Origin of the sequence: Leeuwenhoekiella sp. ZYFB001 (assembly GCF_011784865.1) — a bacterium.
GTDB lineage: Bacteria > Bacteroidota > Bacteroidia > Flavobacteriales > Flavobacteriaceae > Leeuwenhoekiella > Leeuwenhoekiella palythoae.
The window spans coordinates 1,953,596-1,976,005 of record NZ_CP050460.1 but is presented as its reverse complement, the minus strand read 5'-3'; the positions used below and the strand labels follow the sequence as shown (position 1 = coordinate 1,976,005).

Here is a 22,410-nt window from a genome sequence, read left to right as displayed (position 1 = left end):
TATTAGAAATTATGAATTATAACATTGATCATCTTGAGGTTTGGTTTGTAACCGGAAGTCAACATTTATATGGAGCGGAAGCTTTAAAACAAGTAGCAGATCACTCTAAGAAAATTTCAGAAGGACTTAACGACGCTGCGGCTGTACCTGTTAAGATCGTTTATAAAGATCTAGTTACTACCCCAACCGAAATCACTGATTTATGTCTTGAGGCAAATAGTAACAAAAATTGCATCGGTTTAATTTTATGGATGCATACATTTTCACCGGCGAAAATGTGGATTAAAGGATTGAATATTCTTCAAAAGCCTGTCTGCCATTTACACACACAATTTAATGCAGAAATCCCTTGGGGCGAGATTGATATGGATTTTATGAATCTTAATCAATCTGCCCACGGTGATCGTGAATTTGGTTTTATGATGTCGCGTATGCGTAAAAAACGCAAGGTTGTTGTAGGCCACTGGCAAGATGCTAGAGTACAAACGAAATTAGGCATATTTACACGTGTAGCTTTAGGATGGAATGAATTCCAAAATCTTAAAGTAGCACGTATAGGCGACAATATGCGAGAGGTTGCAGTAACTGAAGGAGATAAGGTAGAAGCACAAATGCGTTTTGGGTTTACCGTAAACGGATTTGATTCTTCAGACATTGTGGCGAAGATCAATGAGATCAAGCAAGAAGATCTTGATGCGTTATTAAAAACCTATGAAACCGAATATGAGTTGCACGATTCTATTAAAGAAGGCGGTGAGAAGCGCCAGTCTTTAGTTGATGCCGCAAAAATTGAATTAGGCTTACGAGCCTTTTTAGAAGAAGGTGGTTTTGGAGCGTTTACAGATACGTTTGAAAATCTTGGTGAATTGAAACAATTACCGGGAATCGCTACGCAGCGCCTTATGGCAGATGGTTACGGTTTTGGTGGAGAAGGAGACTGGAAAACAGCAGCCTTGACGCGTGCGATGAAAGTAATGGCTATTGGTCTTGAAGGGGGAACTTCGTTTATGGAAGATTACACCTACCACTTCACACCACAAGGTTCTTACGTGCTAGGTTCACATATGTTGGAGATTTGTCCATCTATTGCTGATGCTAAACCAAAATGTGAAGTACATCCGTTAGGAATTGGCGGTAAAGAAGATCCGGCGCGTTTGGTGTTCAATTCACCGGCAGGACCTGCGATCAATGCTTCATTAGTTGATATGGGTAACCGTTTTCGTCTAATCGTGAACGAAGTTGAAGCCGTTAAGCCGGAAGCAGATCTTCCGCATTTACCGGTAGCGCGTGTACTTTGGGATTGTAAACCAAATCTTGACATCGCCGCAACAAGCTGGATTCACGCAGGAGGCGCCCACCATACCGTGTATAGCCAGGCGGTAACAACTGAATTTATGGAAGATTTTGCCGATATCGCAGGCATCGAATTACTTGTGATCGACGATCAAACCCGAGTGCGTGATTTTAAGGATACGATAAACGCTAACGAAGCTTATTATCATATCTTTCAGCATCGTATGTAAGTTTTAAATAATCGAATTATGAAATTAAATAGAAATCTTTTAGTTGTTCCTGTTGTATTAGGAATGGCGCTTTCGATGGTAAATTGTAAAAATGAGCCGAAGAAAGAAGAAACCGCCGTGGTGGCTGAAATGCCTGAAGCAAGCATTACCAAGTCAGACTTTGGTATGACGCCAGATAGCATCGCTGTTGAAAAATATAGCCTTATTAACGCTAATGGGATGGAAGTGGATATCATCACGTACGGTGGTATAATTACAAGCTTGAAGGCACCTAGCCAAGACAGCACGTTTCAAGATGTAGTTTTGGGATATGATACTTTAGAGGAATATACTACGACCGGAAATCCAACCTTTTTTGGAGCTTTGATCGGGCGCTATGGAAACCGTATTGCTAAAGGTAAATTTTCTATAGACGGTGAACAATATCAATTACCAACTAACGACGGACCAAACAGCCTGCACGGTGGAAAAGGTTTTGATAAAGTAGTTTGGACAGCTGAGGAAATAGAAGACGGCGACAACGTAGGTTTGAAGTTGACCTATACGAGTCCTGACGGTGATCAAGGCTATCCGGGGAATTTAGAAACTACTGTGGTTTATACACTTCAGGCAGACAATACGCTTAAAGTAGATTATGAGGCAACTACAGATAAGGCAACGGTTGTAAATCTTACTCAGCACTCGTATTTCAATTTATCTGGGGATTTTGACAATACCATTTTAGATACCGAAGTTATGCTGAATGCAGATCAATATTTACCGGTTGATGAAACCTTGATTCCAACAGGGGAGTTGCGTGCTGTAGAAGGTACACCTTTTGACTTCCGCGAAGCGAAAGCCATTGGTGCAGAAATTGAAGCTGAAAACGATCAACTTAAAAAAGGTCAGGGTTATGATCATTGCTGGGTTCTAAATGACAAAAGCGGAGCGATGCATTTAGCCGCTACAGCTTACGATCCACGTAGTGGAAGATTCTTAGAAGTGATGACTACAGAGCCTGCGATTCAGTTTTATACTGGGAATTTCTTAGACGGGACTTTACCGCAAAAAGGAGGCGAAGGTACGTATGCTTTGAGAAGTGGTTTTTGTTTAGAAACACAGCATTACCCAGATTCACCTAATCAATCTGACTTTCCATCTACTGTTTTAAAACCGGGAGAAACGTATAGCACAACTACAAGCTTTAAGTTTTCAGTAAAATAAAAATGCGTTGAGCATTTGTGTTTAGATGAAAAAGCCCAATGTAATTTACATTGGGCTTTTTGTTGTTCACGAGCGTTGCTTCAAATTTTGTTCGCAGAGCGCGACGATTTGTTCAATGCGCTTCTGCCTCGTTGCTTCTCTTTTAGCTTGATTGAGCCAATACAAATAGCTTTTGCGATAGCCGCGGGCAAAATTCTCATAGTTCTCAAAAGCTTTGGGATTGTTGTTGAACGCCGTTTGAAGATCATCAGGAATGATTCCGTTTTCTACATCGTCTAAAGCCGTCCACGAACCGTTTTCTTTTGCAATTTCAATAGATTTATGACCACTTTTGTGCATTAGACCATCTTGAACTAATTGTTCAATATAGGCTTTGTTTACGGCGCTCCAAACGCTTTTGGCATTTCGCTTACAGAAGTACTGCTTACGCCTGTCTTCATCAATTTTTCTTACGGTGCTGTCGATCCAGCCGTAACAGATTGCGACTTGAACCGCTTCTTCCCAGCGCATACTGGGTTGTTCAGATGTCACCTTGTAGAAAACAAGATCGACTCCGGTATCACTTTCGTGGTTTTCATGCAGCCAGGCCCGCCATTCTTCGGCATTTTTAAAATAGAGTAGTGGACGCTTGGGTTTGGTCATTACTAGTTGATCTCTTCAAATTCGATATAGAAATTACGATCAATATTAAAATCGGTGATCGGCGCATCAAAGGACTTGGTTTTCCATGCTGCTGAAGGATAAATCCATTCTTTCTGGTCATTTACGTTAATTTGAATAGGCATATCAAAACCTTCCACAATATCCGCATAGCGGAATTTTAACGTGTTCCCGTCAATAGAATATTCTAACTCCGGAATCATCGTTGTACGTAAATATTGCTCCCAGAATTCGGTTAGGTCAATACCGCTTTGTTCGCTAATATAGTTTTCAATCTGAGCGGTGGTAACGGTTTGGTGATAAAATTCTTTATTCAATCCGCGTAGAATCGCACGCCACTTTTCATCATCCTCTATGAGTTGTCTAAGGGTATGCAGCACATTAGCCCCTTTATAATACATATCTCCGCTTCCTTCGTGATCTACCCCATAGGTGCCTATAATAGGGCGATCGTTACGGATAGCACTTCGGGTTCCTATAACGTAATCTGCTGAAGCTTCTTTTCCGAAGAAATAATCCAGATATAGATTTTCAGAATATGCCGTAAAACCTTCATGTACCCACATATCGGCAACATCTTTATTGGTGATGTTGTTGGCAAACCACTCGTGCCCACTTTCGTGAATGATAATAAAATCAAATTTTAAACCCCATCCGGTACCCGAAAGATCCCGGCCTAAATAGCCGTTCTCATACTTGTTTCCGTACGTCACATTACTTTGATGTTCCATTCCTAAATAAGGCACTTCAACCAATTTGTACCCATCTTCATAAAACGGATACGGTCCAAACCAATGCTCAAAAGCTTCGAGCATCATTGGTACCTGCTTAAACTGTTCGTGAGCTTTATCAAGATTTTCTTTAAGCACATAAAAGTTTAGGTCAAGCGGACCTTTTTCACCTTTATAAGTTTCTGAAAAATGCGCATAGTCTGCAATGTCAGCACTGATGCCATAACTATTGATAGGATTTTCAACACTCCAATGAAACGTATTCTTATCAGTAGTTGAAGAAGAATCAACCAATGTGCCGTTTCCTACAGCAGTCAAGCCCTTAGGAACTGTAATGTATAAGTCTAAACCTTCAACCTCATCATAAGGAATATCTTTATTAGGCCACCAGATGGAAGAGCCAATACCCTGATTGGCATTAGCTGCAAAGGCTTTACCCTTGGCGTCTTTTTGCCAGGTCCAGCCACCGTCCCAAGGAAGGCGCGCTCCTTCTACCGGTTTGCCTTCAAAAGTTATGGTAATTTTATTAGAAGCTTCTTTTTTCTGTTTTTTCTGAAGTGAAATAAAATAGGCTGCGCCGTCTTTTTTGATCGCTAATTTCTTGTCGTTTTGAGTAGCGCTCAAAATTTTCATCGGTTCTTGCAAATCAATTTGCAAAGTTTGATAAGGCTCTAGTACTTTATAGGTGATGGTATTTGAACCAGAAATGAACTTATTGTCAGGATCAACGGTCACTTTTAAATCGTAATGGCTGACATCCCACCACGCCCGTTCTGGCGTAATACTTCCTTTTAAGGTGTCTTGATGTGTGAATTGGTGCTCTTGAGCAAATGCAGTCAGGCAAAAGAAGCCTAAAAGCATTGAAAATAGTTTGTGCATTTTGCGTATTTAAAAACTGTAATTCAAATGTTGTTCCAAAAAAAGAAAAATTAGCGCATAATAGCATTAGGAAAAACCACGACACTTTCGTGACCGTTAGCACCTACAGCAGCAACACCAAAAAATGAATTGTCAATTACAATTCCGTCTAAAGTGATTTCTGAAACATCACCCACATAGCGGCTGTGATCCCATGTAGGAGAGGTAGTGTCACGCCAATAGATTTTATAACCAAAAGCTCCGTCTACTTTGCTCCATTTGAGTTTTACATCAGCTTCTACAATGCCACCAATCTCAACAGTTTCTGGGGCGGGAGGTGCCCAAGCTAAGCTGGCCAAGTTGATCGCATTTACTGCGGTAAGTTTTGCTGCGTACGGGAAATTAACGTGTTCTACGACATCGCCGTAAGCGATACCATCTTCCGTGCGAATGTCTTGATGCTGCTGGGTGTAATTTTCATGTGCTTCCATAATGCGAATTCCGGCGAAGCCCAGATCATTAAAAGGTCTGTGGTGCCCGCCGCGACCAAAACGATCTAAACGATAGATCATCATTGGGTTCATTTCTGGCATATAATCTTTTACATTTTTATGTACATAGCGTGCCAGTTGGCGCGAATTTCCGTCAACTTCTCCACCATAAAATCTTCGGGCTCTGCGTTGATTTTCAGTTTCATTTGCAGGAACCGGTTCAGAAAAAATTCTAAAATCGCGATTGCTGATCACACCGTCTACCCCTTTGATATTTCCTATCATATCATTATTTAGAATCCCGATAATATCCCAGCCTTGTGCCGTTGCATATTCTGCAAGTCCTTTACCACCAAATAAGCCTTGCTCTTCACCAGACAGACCAACATAAATGATGCTGTTTTCAAATTTGTATTTAGACAAAACGCGCGCAGCTTCCATAGTGCCCGCCATTCCGCTTGCATTGTCGTTTGCACCCGGAGCATCAGTTGTAAAATCGGTTGCATCGCTCGCGCGAGAATCTATATCACCACTCATAATGATAAACCGATTAGGATATTTTGTTCCTCGTTGAATTGCCACAACATTGACCACATAGGTTTGTTTTGGAATACGGCTGCCCATACTTGGAGTTACCAGATCTTTCTGATAAAAAACTTCAAGGCAGTCGCCGCAATTTTCTGAAGTTTTTTCAAAATCAGCTTTTATAAAGCGGCGTGCCGCGCCAATGCCGCGGGTGTCGCTAAGGGTATCGCTAAAGGTATTTCGAGTTCCAAAGCCGGCGAGCGTGCGTACATCGTTTTCAATTCGATCTGCAGAAACCGCATCGATGATGCTGTAAATACGTAAATCTGTTTCTGAAGGCACATTGTTTTGCGCAAATAAAGCTGTGAAACAGCAAAGGAAAGCGAGGGTAAAAGGATACTTCATATTGTTATTTAGGGTTGAAAAAAGTACGAGCAGTATTAGAAAAAATACTGCTCGTGATAAATTTATGCTAATTTATTGGCATCACCAAAGGCTGAAATACCACCTATGCCTGCCTTAAGTTAGTTTACTAGTATGCAGCAAACTTTTTAAGCAAGTCTCGTACACGATCGGTATCGTCTACATAATATTTTGCTGCTGTTTTTTGAAGTCCCACTTTGATCGTAAATGCATCGTCAGGAAGGTCGTGAAACATATATTCATCGGTCCAGTCATCACCTATCGCAAATTTAAACGTGTAGTCTTTTCCGAAAATATGCTTGGTCACTGCTTTACCCTTATGGATTGTACTGTCTTTAATTTCCAATACTTTATTTCCGTCAAGAACTCCAAGTTCGTTATTCGCCGAAAGTTCTTTCAATACGGTTGAAAGTTCACTGGCGCGTTTTTCGCCTAAGTCGGGATCGGCATTGCGGTAATGCCAAGCCAATGAATAATTTTTCTCCTCGATAAATGTACCTGCGGTGCGGTCAACATATTTTTCAAGAATAGGACGCACCGTTTCCATCCAATCATTTTTAAGATTTTCTGTTACTGCCCATTCTCCGCCCACAGGACGTTTCCAAACGCCGTGTTCTGCGATGAGCGTGATAGGCACATCTTGCCACCAAGTCCCTAGTGTATGGCGATCGCGACCGCTAATGATCACCACCTCAGTATTTTCTTGACTGTGAATTGTTTTTATTAACTCGAGTAGTTCTTCATCAGGGCTTGCATCTTCCGGGTTGTTTACAAAACCTCTTAAAGTCCCGTCATAGTCTAAAAACAAAATACGTTTTTGTGAAGCTTTATAAGCGTTGAACATTTCTTCTTCTTGATCTTGACGCATACGTATTGCTTTTACAATATCAGATTTATGAGCGGTGTCTTCTAATGAATGCATAAAATCGTGCGCCCACTTCTCCACATTATAGCGCTTTAAACGTTTTTGAAGAAATTTGTTGCGCTTGATCTGTTCTGCTTCGGGCATTTCCATCGCCTGTTTTAATGCATCGGCGATCTCTTCAAAGTTATTCGGGTTAATGATCAAAGCTTCGCTCATTTCTTGCGCAGCACCGGCCATTTCACTAAGAATAAGTACTCCCGTTCTATCTGTTCTGGTAGCGATATATTCCTTTGCAACGAGATTCATTCCATCTCTAATCGGTGTCAGCAATGCGACATCACAAGTAGTATATAAATCGATTAAATTTTCAAAAGGCATTGAACGGTAGAAATACCAGATGGGTGTCCAACTTACGGTTGCAAACTTTCCGTTAATTCGTCCTACGAGTTCGTCTACCTCTTTTTTCAACAATTGATACTGCGGAACATTAGAACGCGAGGGTACAGCCAGCATCACCAAGCGTACCTTTTCTTTAAACTCCGGATACTTTTCTAAGAAGTATTCATAAGCGCGAATGCGATTTGCGATCCCTTTGCTATAATCTAAACGGTCTATAGATAGGATCATTTTTGCATCGGGAGTCGAATCAATATGTAAATCTAAACGACGCTGAAGCTCTGACTGATTTTTAGCAGCATCGTGCTTGGCAGCAGCTTCAGAAAATTTTTCATAGTCAATTCCCATAGGGTAGGAGTTCACCGTGACGATGCGGTCTTTTAAGGTAATCTCATTAAAACTTACTTCTTGTCGCAGAATACGCGAAACCGAACTTAAAAAGTGACGCTGATAATCATAAGTATGAAAACCAATAAGGTCTGAACCCAGCAGCCCTTTTAATATTTCTTCTCTCCACGGGAGCGTTCTAAAAACCTCATAAGAAGGAAAGGGAATGTGTAAAAAGAATCCAATCTGTACATCTGGGCGCTCTTTTTTGATCAGCTCGGGCAAGAGCATTAATTGATAATCGTGCACCCATACGGTGTCGCCTTCCTCGATGTTCTCCAGAACTACTTGAGCATATTTTTTATTAACCTCAACATAAGTTTGATAGCTTTCCTTCTCAAACTCGGTATACTCCATAAAGTAATGGAATAACGGCCAAATTGTACGGTTAGAAAAACCGTAGTAGAAACCATCAATGTCTTTTTCAGTAAGTGAGACGGGTACACATTGCTCTTTTTTTGCGGCAGCGACAACCTCCTCTACCAGTTCTTCTGGCGTTTCTTCTTCGGTCAGACCGGTCCAACCGATCCAGACACCGTTACTGTCTCTATGTACAGATTTCATTCCGGTTGCTAATCCACCTACACTTGGCGTCGCTTTGATGGTATTATTGTCAATTTGTAATTGTAAAGGCAGTCGATTTGAAATAATGATAGTTTTACTCATAAAAACAGGTAATCGGAGGGTTAGATTTTTTGTGATTGCTTAAATTTCGGAAAATCGTAGCGGTTAAGCTATACGTTTAATAGAACTTTAGAATTTTTATTCCCTTATGGACAATTTGAATTATGGAATTATAGGCAACTGCAAGAGTGCAGCCCTTATCTCAGACAAAGGCTCTTTAGATTGGTGTTGTCTGCCCATCTTTGATTCACCTTCGGTTTTTGCTAAACTTTTAGATGAAGAAAAAGGAGGTTCACAGAGTTTTGAGGTCAGTGACGCTTATACCATTACCCAGCAATATATGTGGCAAACCAATATCTTACGCACGATGTACGATAATGGTACCGATGCTTTTGAGGTGTTTGATTTTATGCCTAGATATGAAAAGCGCAGCGGCTCTTTTTACGCCCCTCCAGATATTATTCGATTTATACGATTGGTTAAGGGTGCGCCTAAATTTGTGTGCAATTACGATCCCAAACTAGAATATGCCAGCACCGAAACTATCACAGTAAATAAAGGGGAATACATAGAAAGTTATACTAATGAAGGGAAATACGATTCCTTGTATTTGTATACCAATCTAGAAAAGGAAGCTATCCTCAATAAGAAAGAAATTACCCTAGACGGCAATGCTTTTCTCTTGATGTCTTATCATGAAAAACTAATGGAGCAAACGCTAGATCGTGCATATTTGAAGTTTCAGCGTACTAAAGTATACTGGATGAACTGGAGTGAAGCGACCACAAAATATCCTTTATATCAAAACGAAATTATGCGAAGCGCGCTTACCTTAAAGGCGCTTACGTTTGAGAAATCTGGTGCTGTCCTCGCCGCTGCGACTACTTCGTTACCCGAAACTATAGGCGAAGTGCGCAACTGGGATTATCGTTTTTGTTGGGTGCGAGATGCTTCGATGGTGATTCGGGTGATCTCTAATTTAGGACATACTAAATATGCGCAGAATTTTCTTCAGTTTATCATAGATACACTTCCTGATAAAGATGAGAAAATGCAAATTATGTATGGTATTAATGGAGAAAAAGAACTCACAGAGCATACGCTAGATCATCTTTCGGGCTATAAAAATTCGGCACCGGTACGCATTGGTAATGCAGCTTACGTTCAAAAGCAGAATGATATCTATGGAATTTTGATGGAAGTGATCTATCAGCAATTCATTCAGTTTGAAACAACGCTTGAGAACAGCGAAGAGCTGTGGACGGTGGTTCTCGGAATTGTGAAAATCGTTAAGCGCCATTGGCAAGAACCCGATAAAGGAATTTGGGAATTGCGCACCGAAGATCGTCACTTTACCTTCTCAAAATTACTTTGCTGGGTAGCAGTAGACCGCGCCATTAAAATTGCTGAAGTCTTGAATCGAAGACGCCATCTTGAAGATTGGGATGTGTTGCGTAAGGAAATTCACGATGAGATTCACGACAACGCTTGGAATGAGGATATGCAGGCCTACACACAGTATTACGGTTCAAAAGATATGGATGCTTCGACACTCCTAATGGAGCAATATGGCTTTATTGATGCCAAAGATCCTCGCTTTGTATCTACCGTAGAAGCCACCGAACGCGAACTTTGTAAAGATGGTTTGATGTACCGTTATAAAAATGAAGATGACTTCGGTGAACCGAGTTCGTCTTTTACCATTTGTACTTTTTGGTTTATTGACAGTTTATATAAAATAGGGCAGAAGCAAAAAGCGATAAAGTACTTTGATCAATTGTTATCTTATAGCAACCATTTGGGTTTGTTCAGTGAGGATATTGATTTTAAAACGAAACGTTTACTAGGGAATTTCCCTCAAGCGTATTCTCACTTGGCTTTGATAGAAACAGCCACCAATTTTGCCAAGTACGGTCAGGAAGATGAAGAAGAAACACAGTTTAAACCTATTTTGTATTAGAAGAATGCAAAGTATATATGATATGAAAGCGGCTTTGAAGCCGCTTTTATTATCAATAGATCAGCTAAAAGTTTAAATGCTAAGTGAATAACTATTAGGGTATTAATTTTGAAGTATTTATTAAATGTAGTTACTTTGTAATAACTTTTAAAATTATGGAAACATCAATAATCAAAATTGGAAATTCAAAGGGACTTCGTTTAAGCAAGACCATTTTAGAAAAATATGGTATTAAGGATAAGGTTGAACTTATACTTGAAAAAGGACAGATAATTCTTAAACCGATCAAAACACCTAGAAAGGATTGGGATAAAGAATTTAAAAAAATGAGTGAGAACGGAGATGACAAATTATTAATGAATGATGTGTTTGATGACGAAAACCTAGAGGAATGGAGTTAAATCAATACTCAATTGTTCTTGTAAACCTAGACCCAACGATAGGGAGTGAAATAAAAAAGACAAGACCTTGTGTTATCGTTTCACCAAATGAAATGAATAAATACTTGAATACCATCGTGCTTGCACCTATGACCACTAACTTAAAAAGGTATCCCACCAGAGTTGCTGTAAAACATAATGGCAAAAAAGGAATGATTGCCATTGATCAAATCCGAACTGTTGATAAAGCTAGAATTGTAAGAGTTTTTGAAAATCTAACAAAAGCTGAAATCAAAAAATGTAAAGAAGTACTTAGAGAAACCTTTGTAGATTAAAAAAGAAATTAGGCAAAAAGTACCTTCATACTTCAACGTAGAAACAAGCGACTATTGTAACTGACGTTGATTTACTGTCTCGCCTCCATAATACGCTTCATACTTACATCTTCGTAGTTTCGTTTAACAAAAGCTAAAGCCGTTTTTACGATTTGTCCCATAGACTTGGCCCGTTTAAATTTCATATCCATTGTGTAGTCGTACAACTGACTACGTAATTCTTTCAGATTTTCTTCGGTAGAAATGTTATCGTGCGTCATACATTTTAAAAGTCGGCGTAGTCTGTTTTTTGACGTGATAATTCTCTTAGCGAGAACCGCACGTTCTTCCTCGCGATATTGTTCAATAGATTTATCGCGTAGCCGGTTAGAAACCAACTCAACCATTCTGAAGTTTTCCTTAAAAATGTGTGGTTTGTAGACTTTAAAGTTTCCTTCGTAAGCTTGCTGGTCAAAATCTATAGCGCGTATTTTATATTTAATATGATCAAAGTCGTGGGTTGGGATCACGACATAATTATACGAGCGCATATCACCCAATAACAAGATCATACAACGTTCATTAAACTTTACAAATTCTTTAGCCAACTGCGCTTTACCCACATCATCACATTCTTCGAGATAATCAGAAATAAAAACATCTCCGGGAATACCCACGATATGTTCCTCGATTAAGGTGTCTTTATAGACCAAAAAGTTAATACGGTTAGGCGATAAAATATGCTCGAGATCCAGTCCATAAATACGACTGGCGTCAGCTTTTTTTACGTAAAAATAGGTGTAGTTATCATTAAAAATATTATTGACTTTTATTCGGAAAGGCTTCGAGTTTCCAAACGTACAATAATCAATAGCAGTCACACTTAAAAAAGGAAGTACATTCTCGTTTCCGTCAGAATGTAAAATCGCATACACGCGCTTTAAGCTTTCTTCAATTTCTTTACGCTCATGTTCCGGGTAGTAGACACTGATCCATAAAGTGTCTTTGTCATTTTTATCGTAAATATTTATTCCGCCGGAAAACCGCAAAAGGTCATCATAAAAAACAGGTATTTGCGTCAAACGATTGTATTTGTTCAAATACTCCTCTAAGCGTTCTCCAATGGGATACGTAGGCTTTTTACGAGACATTAATTTATCTTCCATAGCAGGTAATTTTGATGAATTTGATAAAGAAAAACTACTGATTTTCTAATGCGATTCTGATGTAAAGGTACTAATGTGATGTAACAAAACATAAGCTAAACCGTCTTGTTAGGGAACGTTAATTCTAAAAATACGCTTTTGGAAACAATTCTTACACTAAATAATCTCACCAAACATTACGGAAAGGTTAAAGCGGTAAACGACCTGAGTTTTACTATTGAAAAAGGCAATGTGTACGGCATTTTAGGCCCAAACGGAAGTGGGAAATCAACAACCTTAGGAATGGTCCTCAATGTGGTTAATGCAACTTCGGGAAACTTTAAATGGTTTGACGGAAGTGACACCACCCACAATGCGCTTAAAAAAGTAGGAGCGATCATCGAGCGTCCTAATTTTTACCCGTATATGACCGCTGCTCAAAATTTGGAGTTGGTTTGTACTATTAAAGATGTTGACCCAAGTAAGATTGAAGAAAAGCTAGAGATCGTTCACCTTCTGGATCGCAAGGACAGTAAATTCAGTACATTTTCTTTGGGAATGAAGCAGCGTTTGGCCATTGCTTCTGCGCTTTTAAATGATCCGGAGATTTTAATTTTAGACGAACCAACAAACGGTCTAGACCCTCAGGGAATTCACCAAATACGAGAGATCATAAAGAACATCGCTAGTGGTGGTACCACGATTTTGCTTGCCTCACATTTACTGGATGAGGTTGAGAAAGTTTGTTCGCATGTCGTGATCATTAGAAAGGGAGTGAAACTATATGCAGGGCCGGTAGATGAGTTAAACGCAAGTCACGGCTTCTTTGAATTACGTTGTGAAAAGCAAACTGAGCTTATTGAAGTTCTAGAACGTCACCAAGATTTTGCTTCGGTAAAAGAAGAAAACGGACTAGTAACCGCATTTTTGAAAAATCCGCTTACAGCCGAAGAGCTCAATACGCTTCTTTTTACTCAAGGCATTGTGCTTTCCCATTTGGTGAAGCGCAAAGAAAGTCTTGAAGAACAATTTTTACAACTTACTGCCAACCTTAACTAAGATTTCATGCTACGATTACTCACTATAGAATTTTATAAATTAAAACACAGTCGCTCTTCAAAAGTACTGAGCATCGCCTATTTTGTGATCTTATCTTTTATTGCGCTTATCGCTTCGATAGAATTTAATCTGGGCGATTTTCAAATTCGTATTGCAGATCAGGGAATTTTTAATTTTCCGTTTATCTGGCATTTTAATACTTGGGTCGCTGCTACACTTAAGTTTTTCCTGGCGATCGTGATCGTCTCGATGATTTCCAATGAATATAGCAACAGAACGCTCAAGCAAAATTTAATTGATGGCTTGAGCAAGAAAGAATTTATGTTGTCTAAGTTTTACACGGTGATCGCGTTTGCTGCTTTATCTACGCTGTTCATCTTTGTGATGACATTGATCTTGGGGTACTCGTTTTCTGATTATACTGAACTTAGCATCGTTACCCGAGAGATGGAATTTCTTCTTGCATACTTCTTCAAGCTGGTAGGGTTCTTCTCTTTCTGTCTTTTCTTAGGGGTTTTAGTGAAACGTTCAGCGTTCGCGCTGGGTTTTTTATTTGTGTGGTGGATCTTTGAAAACATCTCTTACGGAATTCTACGTTGGCAAATAAATGCAGAAACTGCTGATGCAATCGTACAATTCTTTCCGCTGGAAGCGATGAAAAACCTGATCAATTTACCTTTTCAACGGTTGAATTTTATTGAGACTGCCGCAAATCAATTACAGGCAGATATTCAAATAGATTACGCGGTGCATTGGTATGAAGTTGGTATAGTTTCGGTATGGATTTTCTTGTTTATCTACGGCGCCAATAGATTATTGATGAAACGAGACCTTTAGAAATCGAAGCGTTCCTCAAGAGCATTTTCAGCTTAAACCGAAAAAATATAAGATATATCGATAGTTCTTCGGTAAGCATTTTTAATACATTAAATTGTAGTCCTATTTAATTAATCAGGAATTTAGTTAATGCGCCAACTTATACTTTTTGGACTTATAGGACTGCTACTGGGGAGTGTTGCCCGATCTCAAGGACAAGCGAATAACTGGTATTTTGGCGGCGGTGCAGGTTTAAATTTTAGTACCGGGACACCAAGAGCATTAACTGATGGTAGCCTGTATACCTTAGAAGGCTGCGCATCTATTTCTGATGATGACGGAAACCTATTGTTTTATACCGATGGATCAACCGTTTATGGTAGTGATCACAGTATTTTACAAAATGGGACCGGTCTTTTTGGCAATTCTTCAAGCACGCAATCAGCACTTATAATACCGCAACCCGATACGCCGGGAATCTATTACATTTTTACCGTAGATGCCGTAACACGCGTAGGAGAGGTGCATCAAGGAGTTAATTATTCTATAGTCGATTTTACTGCAAATCCTGATGGAATAGTTAGAGATAAAAATACCCGACTTCTAAATTATGCTGCTGAAAAATTAAGCGCTGTAATTAAAAGCTGTGATGATAATAGTGTGTGGTTAGTTACCTTATCATCGGCATCGGGTACGCAAACCACGGTCAATACGTTTTATGCTTACCAGCTAAGTTCGGCCGGGTTGAATACAACTGCAGTGCGCTCTAACGCCGGTTTTAACTCCAATGATCCCAGAGGAAATTTGAAGTTTTCTCCAGATGGGACCAAGCTTGCGATTGCTAACGCTTCAGATGGTTTGTATTTAGCCGAATTTGACTCAGAAAGTGGTCAAGTATTCAATACACAACGCCTAACGATTAACGGAAGTAATTTTGCAGCCTATGGCGTTGAATTTTCACCCAATAATCAATATTTATATTCAGCAAGTTCAAACAATGCTGATACTGAACTAGGAGCCGGAAATCATTTTTCCTCTTTAATTCAGTATGATCTAGAAGCTGCTAACATCAGTGGCAGTCAAGTTTCTTTAAATGAAAGCGGATATTTTAGAGGAAGTTTGCAACTCGCTCCTAATGGTAAAATTTATAGAGCGCTGAGCGCATCTTACACCGAAGGACTCAACTATTTAGGAGCTATTGAAAATCCCAATGCAGCAGGGCTTGCGGCAAGTTATAATGATCGAGCGGTGAATTTAGGTAGTGGCATCAGTTATCAGGGATTGCCGCCTTTTAATCAATCATTGTTTAATGAATTAGACATCATTCAAAATGACTTAAGCTCAACAGAATTATCACTTTGCGATGGTGATAATTACGTTTTGGGTTATGATCCGGTTTCAGGAGCATCGTATTCTTGGTATCGCGATGACGTGCTGATTCCGGGGGCCACAAGCAATCAGTTGTCTATACGACAGCCGGTCGCAGCAAGCTTACCGTATACAGAAACTTATGAATTTCGTTTAGACCCTAATGACGGTAGTTGTGAAAAAGTAGGGGTGGCAGAAGTTACGTACTATGCGTATCCGCCAACAGTTTCTGGGGTTTCATTGATACAATGCGAAGATGCTGCTACCGCAGATGGTTTAAGTATATTCAACCTTACCGAAGTTGAAAGCACGCTTACCGGTGGCGATACCACTTTTGAAGTAGCTTACTACCAGACGATTGCAGATGCGAACACTAGCAGCAATCCGATTGATCCCATAGGTTATGAGAATACCACGCCCGTTGAAACCGTTTATGCACGGATCACCAATCCGGCTGGTTGTTCAATCATCAATACAATTGACTTACAAGTTAGCAGTACTACCGCAAACACTGCACTTCTTGAGGGTTGTGATTTAAATGATACCGGCTATGCCGAGTTTGATCTTTCTCAGGCAGATGCACAAGTTTTAGGGGGACTAACCGGCAGCTATGATGTTCATTATTATCCCACAGAAGAAGCAGCTTTGCTTGAAGATTCAGCTTTAGAGCTTCCGCAGTTGTATACCAATCAAACAGCATATAATGAGACTGTTTTTGCTCGCGTGGAGAACAATAATGCGTGTTTTGCGATTAGCACGGTAGAGTTGAACCTAATACCTCAGCCTGATTTTTCATTAGATTCTGAAGCGATCTATTGTGCCGCTTCTTTTCCAGAAATTCAAACCTATAGTCCCGATTATACTAATCTCGATGCATCTCGAACATATAGCTACGAGTGGTTCCCGGAAGGACAAACCACACCTTATCTTGAAACTAATTTACCGGGAAGTCATACAATACGTGTGACAGATGTAAATACCGGCTGCTACAGAGAGGCAACCATAACCATTATAGAAGAAGAAATACCGATCATTGAAAATATCGAGGTGACTGATGCAACCGAAAACAACACGGCTACGATCACCCTTTCGGGGAATGGCGCATATGAAGTCGCTTTAGATGACGAAATAGGCCCGTATCAAGACGATCTATATTTTGACGGTCTCAAGCCGGGATTTCATACCCTGTATGTGCGCTCTAAGAATGGATGTACTGCAATAGCGCAGGAATTTAGCATCATTGGCTTTTCAAAATATTTTACGCCCAACGGTGATGGTTACCATGACTTTTGGCAAGTGCAGGGAATTAGCGCAATGGTTCAGCCCGGTACCGTAATTCGTATTTTTAACAGATACGGAAAATTGCTTAAAGAATTGAATCCGTTAGGGCAAGGTTGGGACGGTACTTTCAGCGGTAGCAACTTACCTGCAGATGATTACTGGTTCAGTGTACTACTCGAAGACGGGCGCCTGTTCAAATCACATTTTACGCTTAAACGCTAAAGCTAATTTTAAGGGAATCCTAAGAATTACAAGCTTTACTCTGACTTTCAAATAGTTTAATTTTACAGAATTACTTTTTCCTAAAATCGTGCATTCAAGCACGCAAATCAGATATATTTTGAAATTCAATATACAATCAGAATTTAAACCAACGGGAGATCAACCCAGTGCGATCGAGCAATTGGTGGAAGGCATTGATGCCGGCGAACGCTATCAGACTTTGTTAGGAGTAACGGGTAGTGGTAAAACCTTTACGGTGGCTAATGTGTTGCAAGAAGTACAGAAACCAACCTTGGTTTTGGCTCATAATAAAACCTTAGCAGCGCAGTTGTATAGTGAGTTTAAAGCGTTTTTTCCAAATAATGCGGTTGAATATTTTGTTTCCTATTACGATTATTACCAACCGGAAGCGTATATCCCAACTTCAGGAACATATATTGAGAAAGATCTATCCATCAATGAAGAGATCGAAAAACTGCGTTTGAGCACCACTTCGTCTTTACTTTCGGGACGTCGGGACATTATCGTAGTGGCTTCGGTTTCTTGTTTGTACGGTATCGGGAATCCTGTGGAATTTCAAAAAAATGTGATCGCTTTGGAACGCGACATGGTGATCTCACGAACGCAGCTTTTAAAACGATTGGTTCAAAGTCTCTACAGTAGAACCACAGCAGAATTTAACCGGGGAAATTTCCGCATAAAAGGAGATACGGTTGATATTTTCCCGGGATATGATGATCACGCATTTAGAGTGCATTTTTTTGGTGATGAGATCGAGGAGATCGAAGCTTTTGATGTGACGACCAACGAGGTTTTAGAGAAGTACGATCGTCTGAATATTTATCCGGCAAATATGTTTGTTACGAGTCCGGATGTGTTACAGAATGCCATAGATCAGATCGGTTTTGATATGGTCAAACAAGTGGATTATTTTAAAGAAATAGGAAAGCATCTTGAGGCCAAACGTTTGGAAGAACGAACCAATTTTGATCTCGAAATGATTAGAGAATTGGGGTATTGTAGCGGTATCGAGAACTATTCGCGCTATTTAGATGGAAGAGAACCGGGTACGCGACCCTTCTGCCTACTGGATTATTTTCCTGATGATTATCTGATGGTCGTTGACGAAAGTCACGTAACGGTTTCTCAAGTTAGCGCAATGTACGGTGGCGACCGAAGCCGTAAGGAAAATCTGGTAGAATACGGATTCAGACTTCCGGCTGCGATGGACAACCGTCCGTTGAAATTTGAAGAGTTTGAGGCATTACAGAATCAGGTGATTTATGTGAGTGCGACTCCCGCTGATTACGAATTACAAAAGTCTGAAGGAACATACGTAGAACAAATTATTAGACCAACAGGCCTGCTGGATCCGGTGGTTGAAGTACGCCCGAGTTTGAATCAGATCGATGATTTGATCGAAGAAATTCAAAAGCGTGTAGAAAAAGATGAGCGTACTCTAGTCACCACGCTCACCAAGCGTATGGCTGAAGAATTGACCAAATATCTGACACGAGTTGACATTAGGACACGCTACATTCACTCTGATGTAGATACGCTGGAACGTGTAGAAATTATGTCTGACCTGCGTAAAGGAATCTTTGATGTTTTGGTAGGTGTGAACCTTTTAAGAGAAGGCTTGGACCTTCCGGAAGTTTCTCTCGTAGCCATTCTAGATGCTGATAAAGAAGGCTTTCTGCGTAGCAATAGATCCTTAACGCAAACCATTGGTCGTGCAGCTCGAAATATCAATGGTCTGGCGATAATGTATGCAGATAAGATTACGCAGAGTATGCAAGAAACCATAGATGCTTCAGAGTATCGTCGTCAGAAACAGATAGCTTACAATGAGGAGCACGGACTTAAACCAATGGCGATTAAAAAGTCCTTGGATAATGCTCTTGCCAAAAAAGAGAAGTTCAAGTTTGAGGCTGAAGAGCTGATGAATATGGCCGCCGAGCCCGATACTGCGTATATGAGTAAACCTAAATTAGAGCAGCTCATACGAGATACACGCAAGCAAATGGAAGCAGCAGCAAAAGAACTCGACTTTATGGAAGCTGCGAAACTACGCGACCGTATTAAAAGTTATCAAGAGCAAGTAAAGGAACTGGGATAATCATAAAACACAAAAGCCGAATCTATAACGATTCGGCTTTTGTGTTTTACAGTAAACTGTTGTCTAACTCTTTTGTTCTTTATTGAAATAAACCAGATAATAGTACATCTGGCGTTCTTCATCCCAACCTTTTTCTACGAACTTCTCAGCACTTTCAGGATTTACAAAGTCTAGCTTGATCTGAACGTTAGTGTCCAGCTCGATCACACTTTTAATGCGTTTGCGGGCGCCACTAACGGCAGTGTTTGAAATAGGAAATGTAGTTAGATCTTCAATTTTATATTTAGGAGCTTTCTCCATTTTATAATTATTGAACTCAGGAATCAGCGCCGGATTTTCCATTACTTCGCTCATAAAGTTTTGCTCTACAAATTCGTCATTTTTGGCAAAATGATTCACCGCGCGATTCATGAACATCACTTCTTCTTTTTTATCTTCAGCAGGAAGCACGACGTCTTTAGCAAAATCCTGACAGAACTTTAAATACTTTTTGGTGTAGAAGTTTTCGTCAGCGAGAATGTCAACGCCTAAGAAATTCTCGAGCCAATACTTAGTGTCGTAGCGGTTAGAATCGATGGAAAGAATCTTGTAACCGTTTTCAGCATTCTTATTAAAAATGAGGCAACCTTTGTCTAGTTTGCTCAGGTTCACACCTTGTTCCAGATGCATTTGCAGGTTGGTTTCTCCTTCTTGAAACTGCAGAAAATCTTGTTTAAGCTCAGATTTAAAAATACCAATAGCATCAACCTTTTCATTATCCATCATCGCATTTTCAATATGCGCAACATAAACTTCACCGGGTTTAATATGCGGGTGACTGGATTGCTCGTACAATAATTTAGCGATCTCAATAGAAATCTCGTGAGATTGTCTGGGATCGTTAAAAAGCGAAGCAGCAAGGTTAGATAACGAGTGAAATTCTAAGTCAGCTTCGTGTACAAACTGGTAATAATTTTCTTCTTTATCCCGAAAAGGTTTAAAGAAAAACTCCTTGATCAATGGGGTGATCTCATCATTGAGGTGATACCGTTCTTTAGATAAAAAAGCACCTTCATTGCGGCTTTTGTTGCCTATTCTATGTATGGAAAGCGACTCGATCTGAGCCGAATATAAGTTGATCATTGTGGTGTTTGTTTAGATTTTAGAAGCTAAAAAAGGAGATGTCTGGGTGTAAAATCTAATAGAAATTGCGCTTAATTCCAGTTTTCATCAAAGTCGAGACCTTCATAATCTTCAATATCGTAATCATCGTCATCATCAGCAAAAGGATCGTCCTCATCAAAATCATCTTCGTCTCCAGAAAAATCTGCCGGTGGTGCTTCTGCAGGAATCTGACCGTGTACATACATCAAATTAGGATAAGAAACTCCGTCCTGAGGTTCTGCAATTTCAGCTAATTCAACAAAAAACGTCCACAGATTTAAAAAGTCATACACGTAGATTAGACGTGTTTGATCTTCAGAAAGTACATCTTCGAGCAAGGTCTCATTCATCATACGCAAGGGCAAATCTGACTCACTCATATCAAATAGCGGAATTTCTTCGCCCTGACGCCACTCATCATCACTGATGTAAAAAGAAGCCATCTCGGTGCCATCAAATCCAAAACTTTGCGTGATGGTATTATGAAAATCTTCGCAAGTGGCTTGCTGTTCGATTTCAATGTCTCTGAAGATATCTTCTTCAGTATCCAGGATGACGCGGAAACGATAAATCATAAGCTTATTTTTAGGCAAATTTATAACTTCAAATTAGGTAATAGCAGCAAATAACTAAAATCTATTTTCTTAATTATTAAGTGTGTTTTTTAAATATACAAGCCGAAAAAAAATGAGTAAAATTTCAAGATTTTCAGCCAAATGGTTTTTTGTTGCAACCGTCAGAGGGTTTACTAATTCTTCTTCCTTATAGCTCAGGGACGACTCGAAATTGAAAACTAGTTTCCAAGCAATGTTTCATAAAGCTGCCCTTGATGGTTTATCTAAAAAAAGGGCGGCGAATATACAATTTAGCCGAAAGCTTAAGCAATGTCTATACTTTTTTCTTTTCGAGTTGCTGTAAGCAGAATATAGAATTGAATTCCGAATAAAACCGAAGCGACAACCAAATGTATCGGCTGCGTCAAAAATGGAAATTCAAAATAATTCATCAATACTCCGGTCGCAATTTCGATTAAAATTAAAAGAACCACCCAATTGAAACTGCGGTGTCCTAGATTCAATTTTCTAGTGCGTATAAACAACCACGCATTCAAGAGAAATACGATAATAGAGAAGGAGCGGTGAATGTAAAAAGTGATTTCAGGATTATCTAGCCACAAACTTTTTGCAGCATAGCCTACAAGATCTACTTGCTCATCAATATGCTGCCGTACCTGAGTACCCAGTATAATCTGGATCATTGTAAGTACAATAGCGATACTCATTCCATTTCTAAACGCCTTGTCAAACGTATACTTGTGTTTGATTTTAGACGATTCATAGAGCATATAAATCAATAGCGCCACAAGGAGCAGTGCGATCACCATATGAATCGTGATGCGCACGGGAGAAAGAACAGAGTAGACCACAGTTGCCCCAACCCATCCTTGAAAACCGATGAGGAATACTGCAAAAATAGAGAGTAGGATGCGCTTACGCTTACGTTCTTTAAAAATTGCTGCACCCAACATCACTAAAAATGCTAATCCGGCGAGCGCTCCACATAGGCGGTTGATATACTCAATCCACGTGTGCCACGGATTAAAAATGGCATAATCGTGTTTTTCGTAACCGTTCCAGTTTTGAGGGTTGAAGTTTTCAGTCGTAGTGAAATCTGACTTTGCCACGCGTAAGGTTTCTTCAACAATGATCACCTGACCTTTTTCATAGGTTTTTCCGGGAGTCCATTCTAATTCAGTTTCAGAAGTAGGAGGAATGATGTACCCAAAACATTTTGGCCAGTCAGGGCAACCCATTCCGCTGCCGGTCATTCGTACTACAGCTCCGGCAATTATTACCAGATAAATCAGAACCAGAGCAACAATTATAGATTTTCTATACACGATTTTAAACGTATTGA

Annotated in this window: 17 protein-coding genes; 9 read left to right on the top strand and 8 right to left on the bottom strand. The window is 39.9% G+C overall.

Features of this window, described 5'->3' with window-relative positions; all coding sequences use genetic code 11:
* Positions 1-11 precede the first annotated feature (11 nt).
* Together araA and HCN54_RS08670 are read left to right on the top strand one after the other, a co-directional pair.
* Positions 12-1,523, top strand: coding sequence for an L-arabinose isomerase (gene araA / locus HCN54_RS08675; protein ID WP_167597394.1), 1,512 nt, complete (start codon positions 12-14; stop codon positions 1,521-1,523).
* A gap of 18 nt (positions 1,524-1,541) precedes the next feature.
* Positions 1,542-2,726, top strand: coding sequence for an aldose epimerase family protein (locus HCN54_RS08670; RefSeq protein WP_167597393.1), 1,185 nt, complete (start codon positions 1,542-1,544; stop codon positions 2,724-2,726).
* A gap of 66 nt (positions 2,727-2,792) precedes the next feature.
* Here the strand turns inward: HCN54_RS08670 and HCN54_RS08665 are convergent, their stop codons facing one another.
* The 4 genes from HCN54_RS08665 to HCN54_RS08650 all read right to left on the bottom strand — a co-directional run bounded on the left by HCN54_RS08665 (position 2,793) and on the right by HCN54_RS08650 (position 8,728).
* Positions 2,793-3,368 carry a YdeI/OmpD-associated family protein gene (locus HCN54_RS08665; protein ID WP_167597392.1) on the bottom strand — a complete coding sequence of 192 codons (576 nt, stop codon included), beginning with the start codon at positions 3,366-3,368 and terminating at the stop codon, positions 2,793-2,795.
* A gap of 2 nt (positions 3,369-3,370) precedes the next feature.
* On the bottom strand, positions 3,371-4,996 hold the full coding sequence (locus HCN54_RS08660; protein WP_167597391.1) for a M1 family metallopeptidase: 1,626 nt from the start codon (positions 4,994-4,996) through the stop codon (positions 3,371-3,373).
* A gap of 50 nt (positions 4,997-5,046) precedes the next feature.
* A complete protein-coding gene (locus HCN54_RS08655) occupies positions 5,047-6,396 on the bottom strand; it encodes a M28 family peptidase (RefSeq protein WP_167597390.1) in 1,350 nt (449 codons plus the stop codon).
* Between the two features lie 127 nt (positions 6,397-6,523).
* The gene (locus HCN54_RS08650) at positions 6,524-8,728 is read right to left on the bottom strand and encodes a bifunctional alpha,alpha-trehalose-phosphate synthase (UDP-forming)/trehalose-phosphatase (protein ID WP_167597389.1); all 2,205 of its coding nucleotides are present in this window, start codon (positions 8,726-8,728) and stop codon (positions 6,524-6,526) included.
* A 106-nt stretch (positions 8,729-8,834) separates the two neighbouring features.
* Here HCN54_RS08650 and HCN54_RS08645 point away from each other — a divergent pair, with 106 nt between their 5' ends.
* The 3 genes from HCN54_RS08645 to HCN54_RS08635 all read left to right on the top strand — a co-directional run bounded on the left by HCN54_RS08645 (position 8,835) and on the right by HCN54_RS08635 (position 11,361).
* Positions 8,835-10,646 (top strand): glycoside hydrolase family 15 protein, encoded by a 1,812-nt coding sequence (locus tag HCN54_RS08645; protein WP_167597388.1) that lies wholly within the window; start codon positions 8,835-8,837, stop codon positions 10,644-10,646.
* Positions 10,647-10,801: 155 nt separating this feature from the next.
* On the top strand, positions 10,802-11,047 hold the full coding sequence (locus tag HCN54_RS08640) for an AbrB/MazE/SpoVT family DNA-binding domain-containing protein (RefSeq protein WP_167597387.1): 246 nt from the start codon (positions 10,802-10,804) through the stop codon (positions 11,045-11,047).
* The gene (locus HCN54_RS08635; protein WP_167597386.1) at positions 11,038-11,361 is read left to right on the top strand and encodes a type II toxin-antitoxin system PemK/MazF family toxin; all 324 of its coding nucleotides are present in this window, start codon (positions 11,038-11,040) and stop codon (positions 11,359-11,361) included. The genes HCN54_RS08640 and HCN54_RS08635 overlap by 10 nt, the downstream gene beginning before the upstream one ends.
* A gap of 71 nt (positions 11,362-11,432) precedes the next feature.
* Here the strand turns inward: HCN54_RS08635 and HCN54_RS08630 are convergent, their stop codons facing one another.
* Positions 11,433-12,506, bottom strand: a complete 1,074-nt coding sequence (locus tag HCN54_RS08630) for a hypothetical protein (RefSeq protein WP_072979570.1) — start codon at positions 12,504-12,506, stop codon at positions 11,433-11,435.
* Positions 12,507-12,644: 138 nt separating this feature from the next.
* Here HCN54_RS08630 and HCN54_RS08625 point away from each other — a divergent pair, with 138 nt between their 5' ends.
* From HCN54_RS08625 to uvrB, 4 genes are all read left to right on the top strand, one after another.
* Positions 12,645-13,544, top strand: coding sequence for an ABC transporter ATP-binding protein (locus HCN54_RS08625; protein ID WP_167597385.1), 900 nt, complete (start codon positions 12,645-12,647; stop codon positions 13,542-13,544).
* Positions 13,545-13,550: 6 nt separating this feature from the next.
* Positions 13,551-14,381 (top strand): ABC transporter permease, encoded by an 831-nt coding sequence (locus tag HCN54_RS08620; RefSeq protein ID WP_167597384.1) that lies wholly within the window; start codon positions 13,551-13,553, stop codon positions 14,379-14,381.
* 129 nt (positions 14,382-14,510) lie between these two features.
* Entirely contained in the window at positions 14,511-17,231 is a 2,721-nt protein-coding gene (locus HCN54_RS08615; protein ID WP_167597383.1) for a T9SS type B sorting domain-containing protein, read from the top strand.
* Between the two features lie 118 nt (positions 17,232-17,349).
* Positions 17,350-19,350 (top strand): excinuclease ABC subunit UvrB, encoded by a 2,001-nt coding sequence (gene uvrB / locus HCN54_RS08610; protein ID WP_167597382.1) that lies wholly within the window; start codon positions 17,350-17,352, stop codon positions 19,348-19,350.
* Between the two features lie 63 nt (positions 19,351-19,413).
* Here uvrB and HCN54_RS08605 read toward each other — a convergent pair whose 3' ends face one another.
* From HCN54_RS08605 to HCN54_RS08595, 3 genes are all read right to left on the bottom strand, one after another.
* The gene (locus HCN54_RS08605; protein ID WP_167597381.1) at positions 19,414-20,472 is read right to left on the bottom strand and encodes a nucleoid-associated protein; all 1,059 of its coding nucleotides are present in this window, start codon (positions 20,470-20,472) and stop codon (positions 19,414-19,416) included.
* A 71-nt stretch (positions 20,473-20,543) separates the two neighbouring features.
* A complete protein-coding gene (locus tag HCN54_RS08600; protein ID WP_072979558.1) occupies positions 20,544-21,068 on the bottom strand; it encodes an IS1096 element passenger TnpR family protein in 525 nt (174 codons plus the stop codon).
* Between the two features lie 302 nt (positions 21,069-21,370).
* Positions 21,371-22,393 (bottom strand): COX15/CtaA family protein, encoded by a 1,023-nt coding sequence (locus HCN54_RS08595; protein ID WP_167597380.1) that lies wholly within the window; start codon positions 22,391-22,393, stop codon positions 21,371-21,373.
* Positions 22,394-22,410 lie beyond the last annotated feature (17 nt).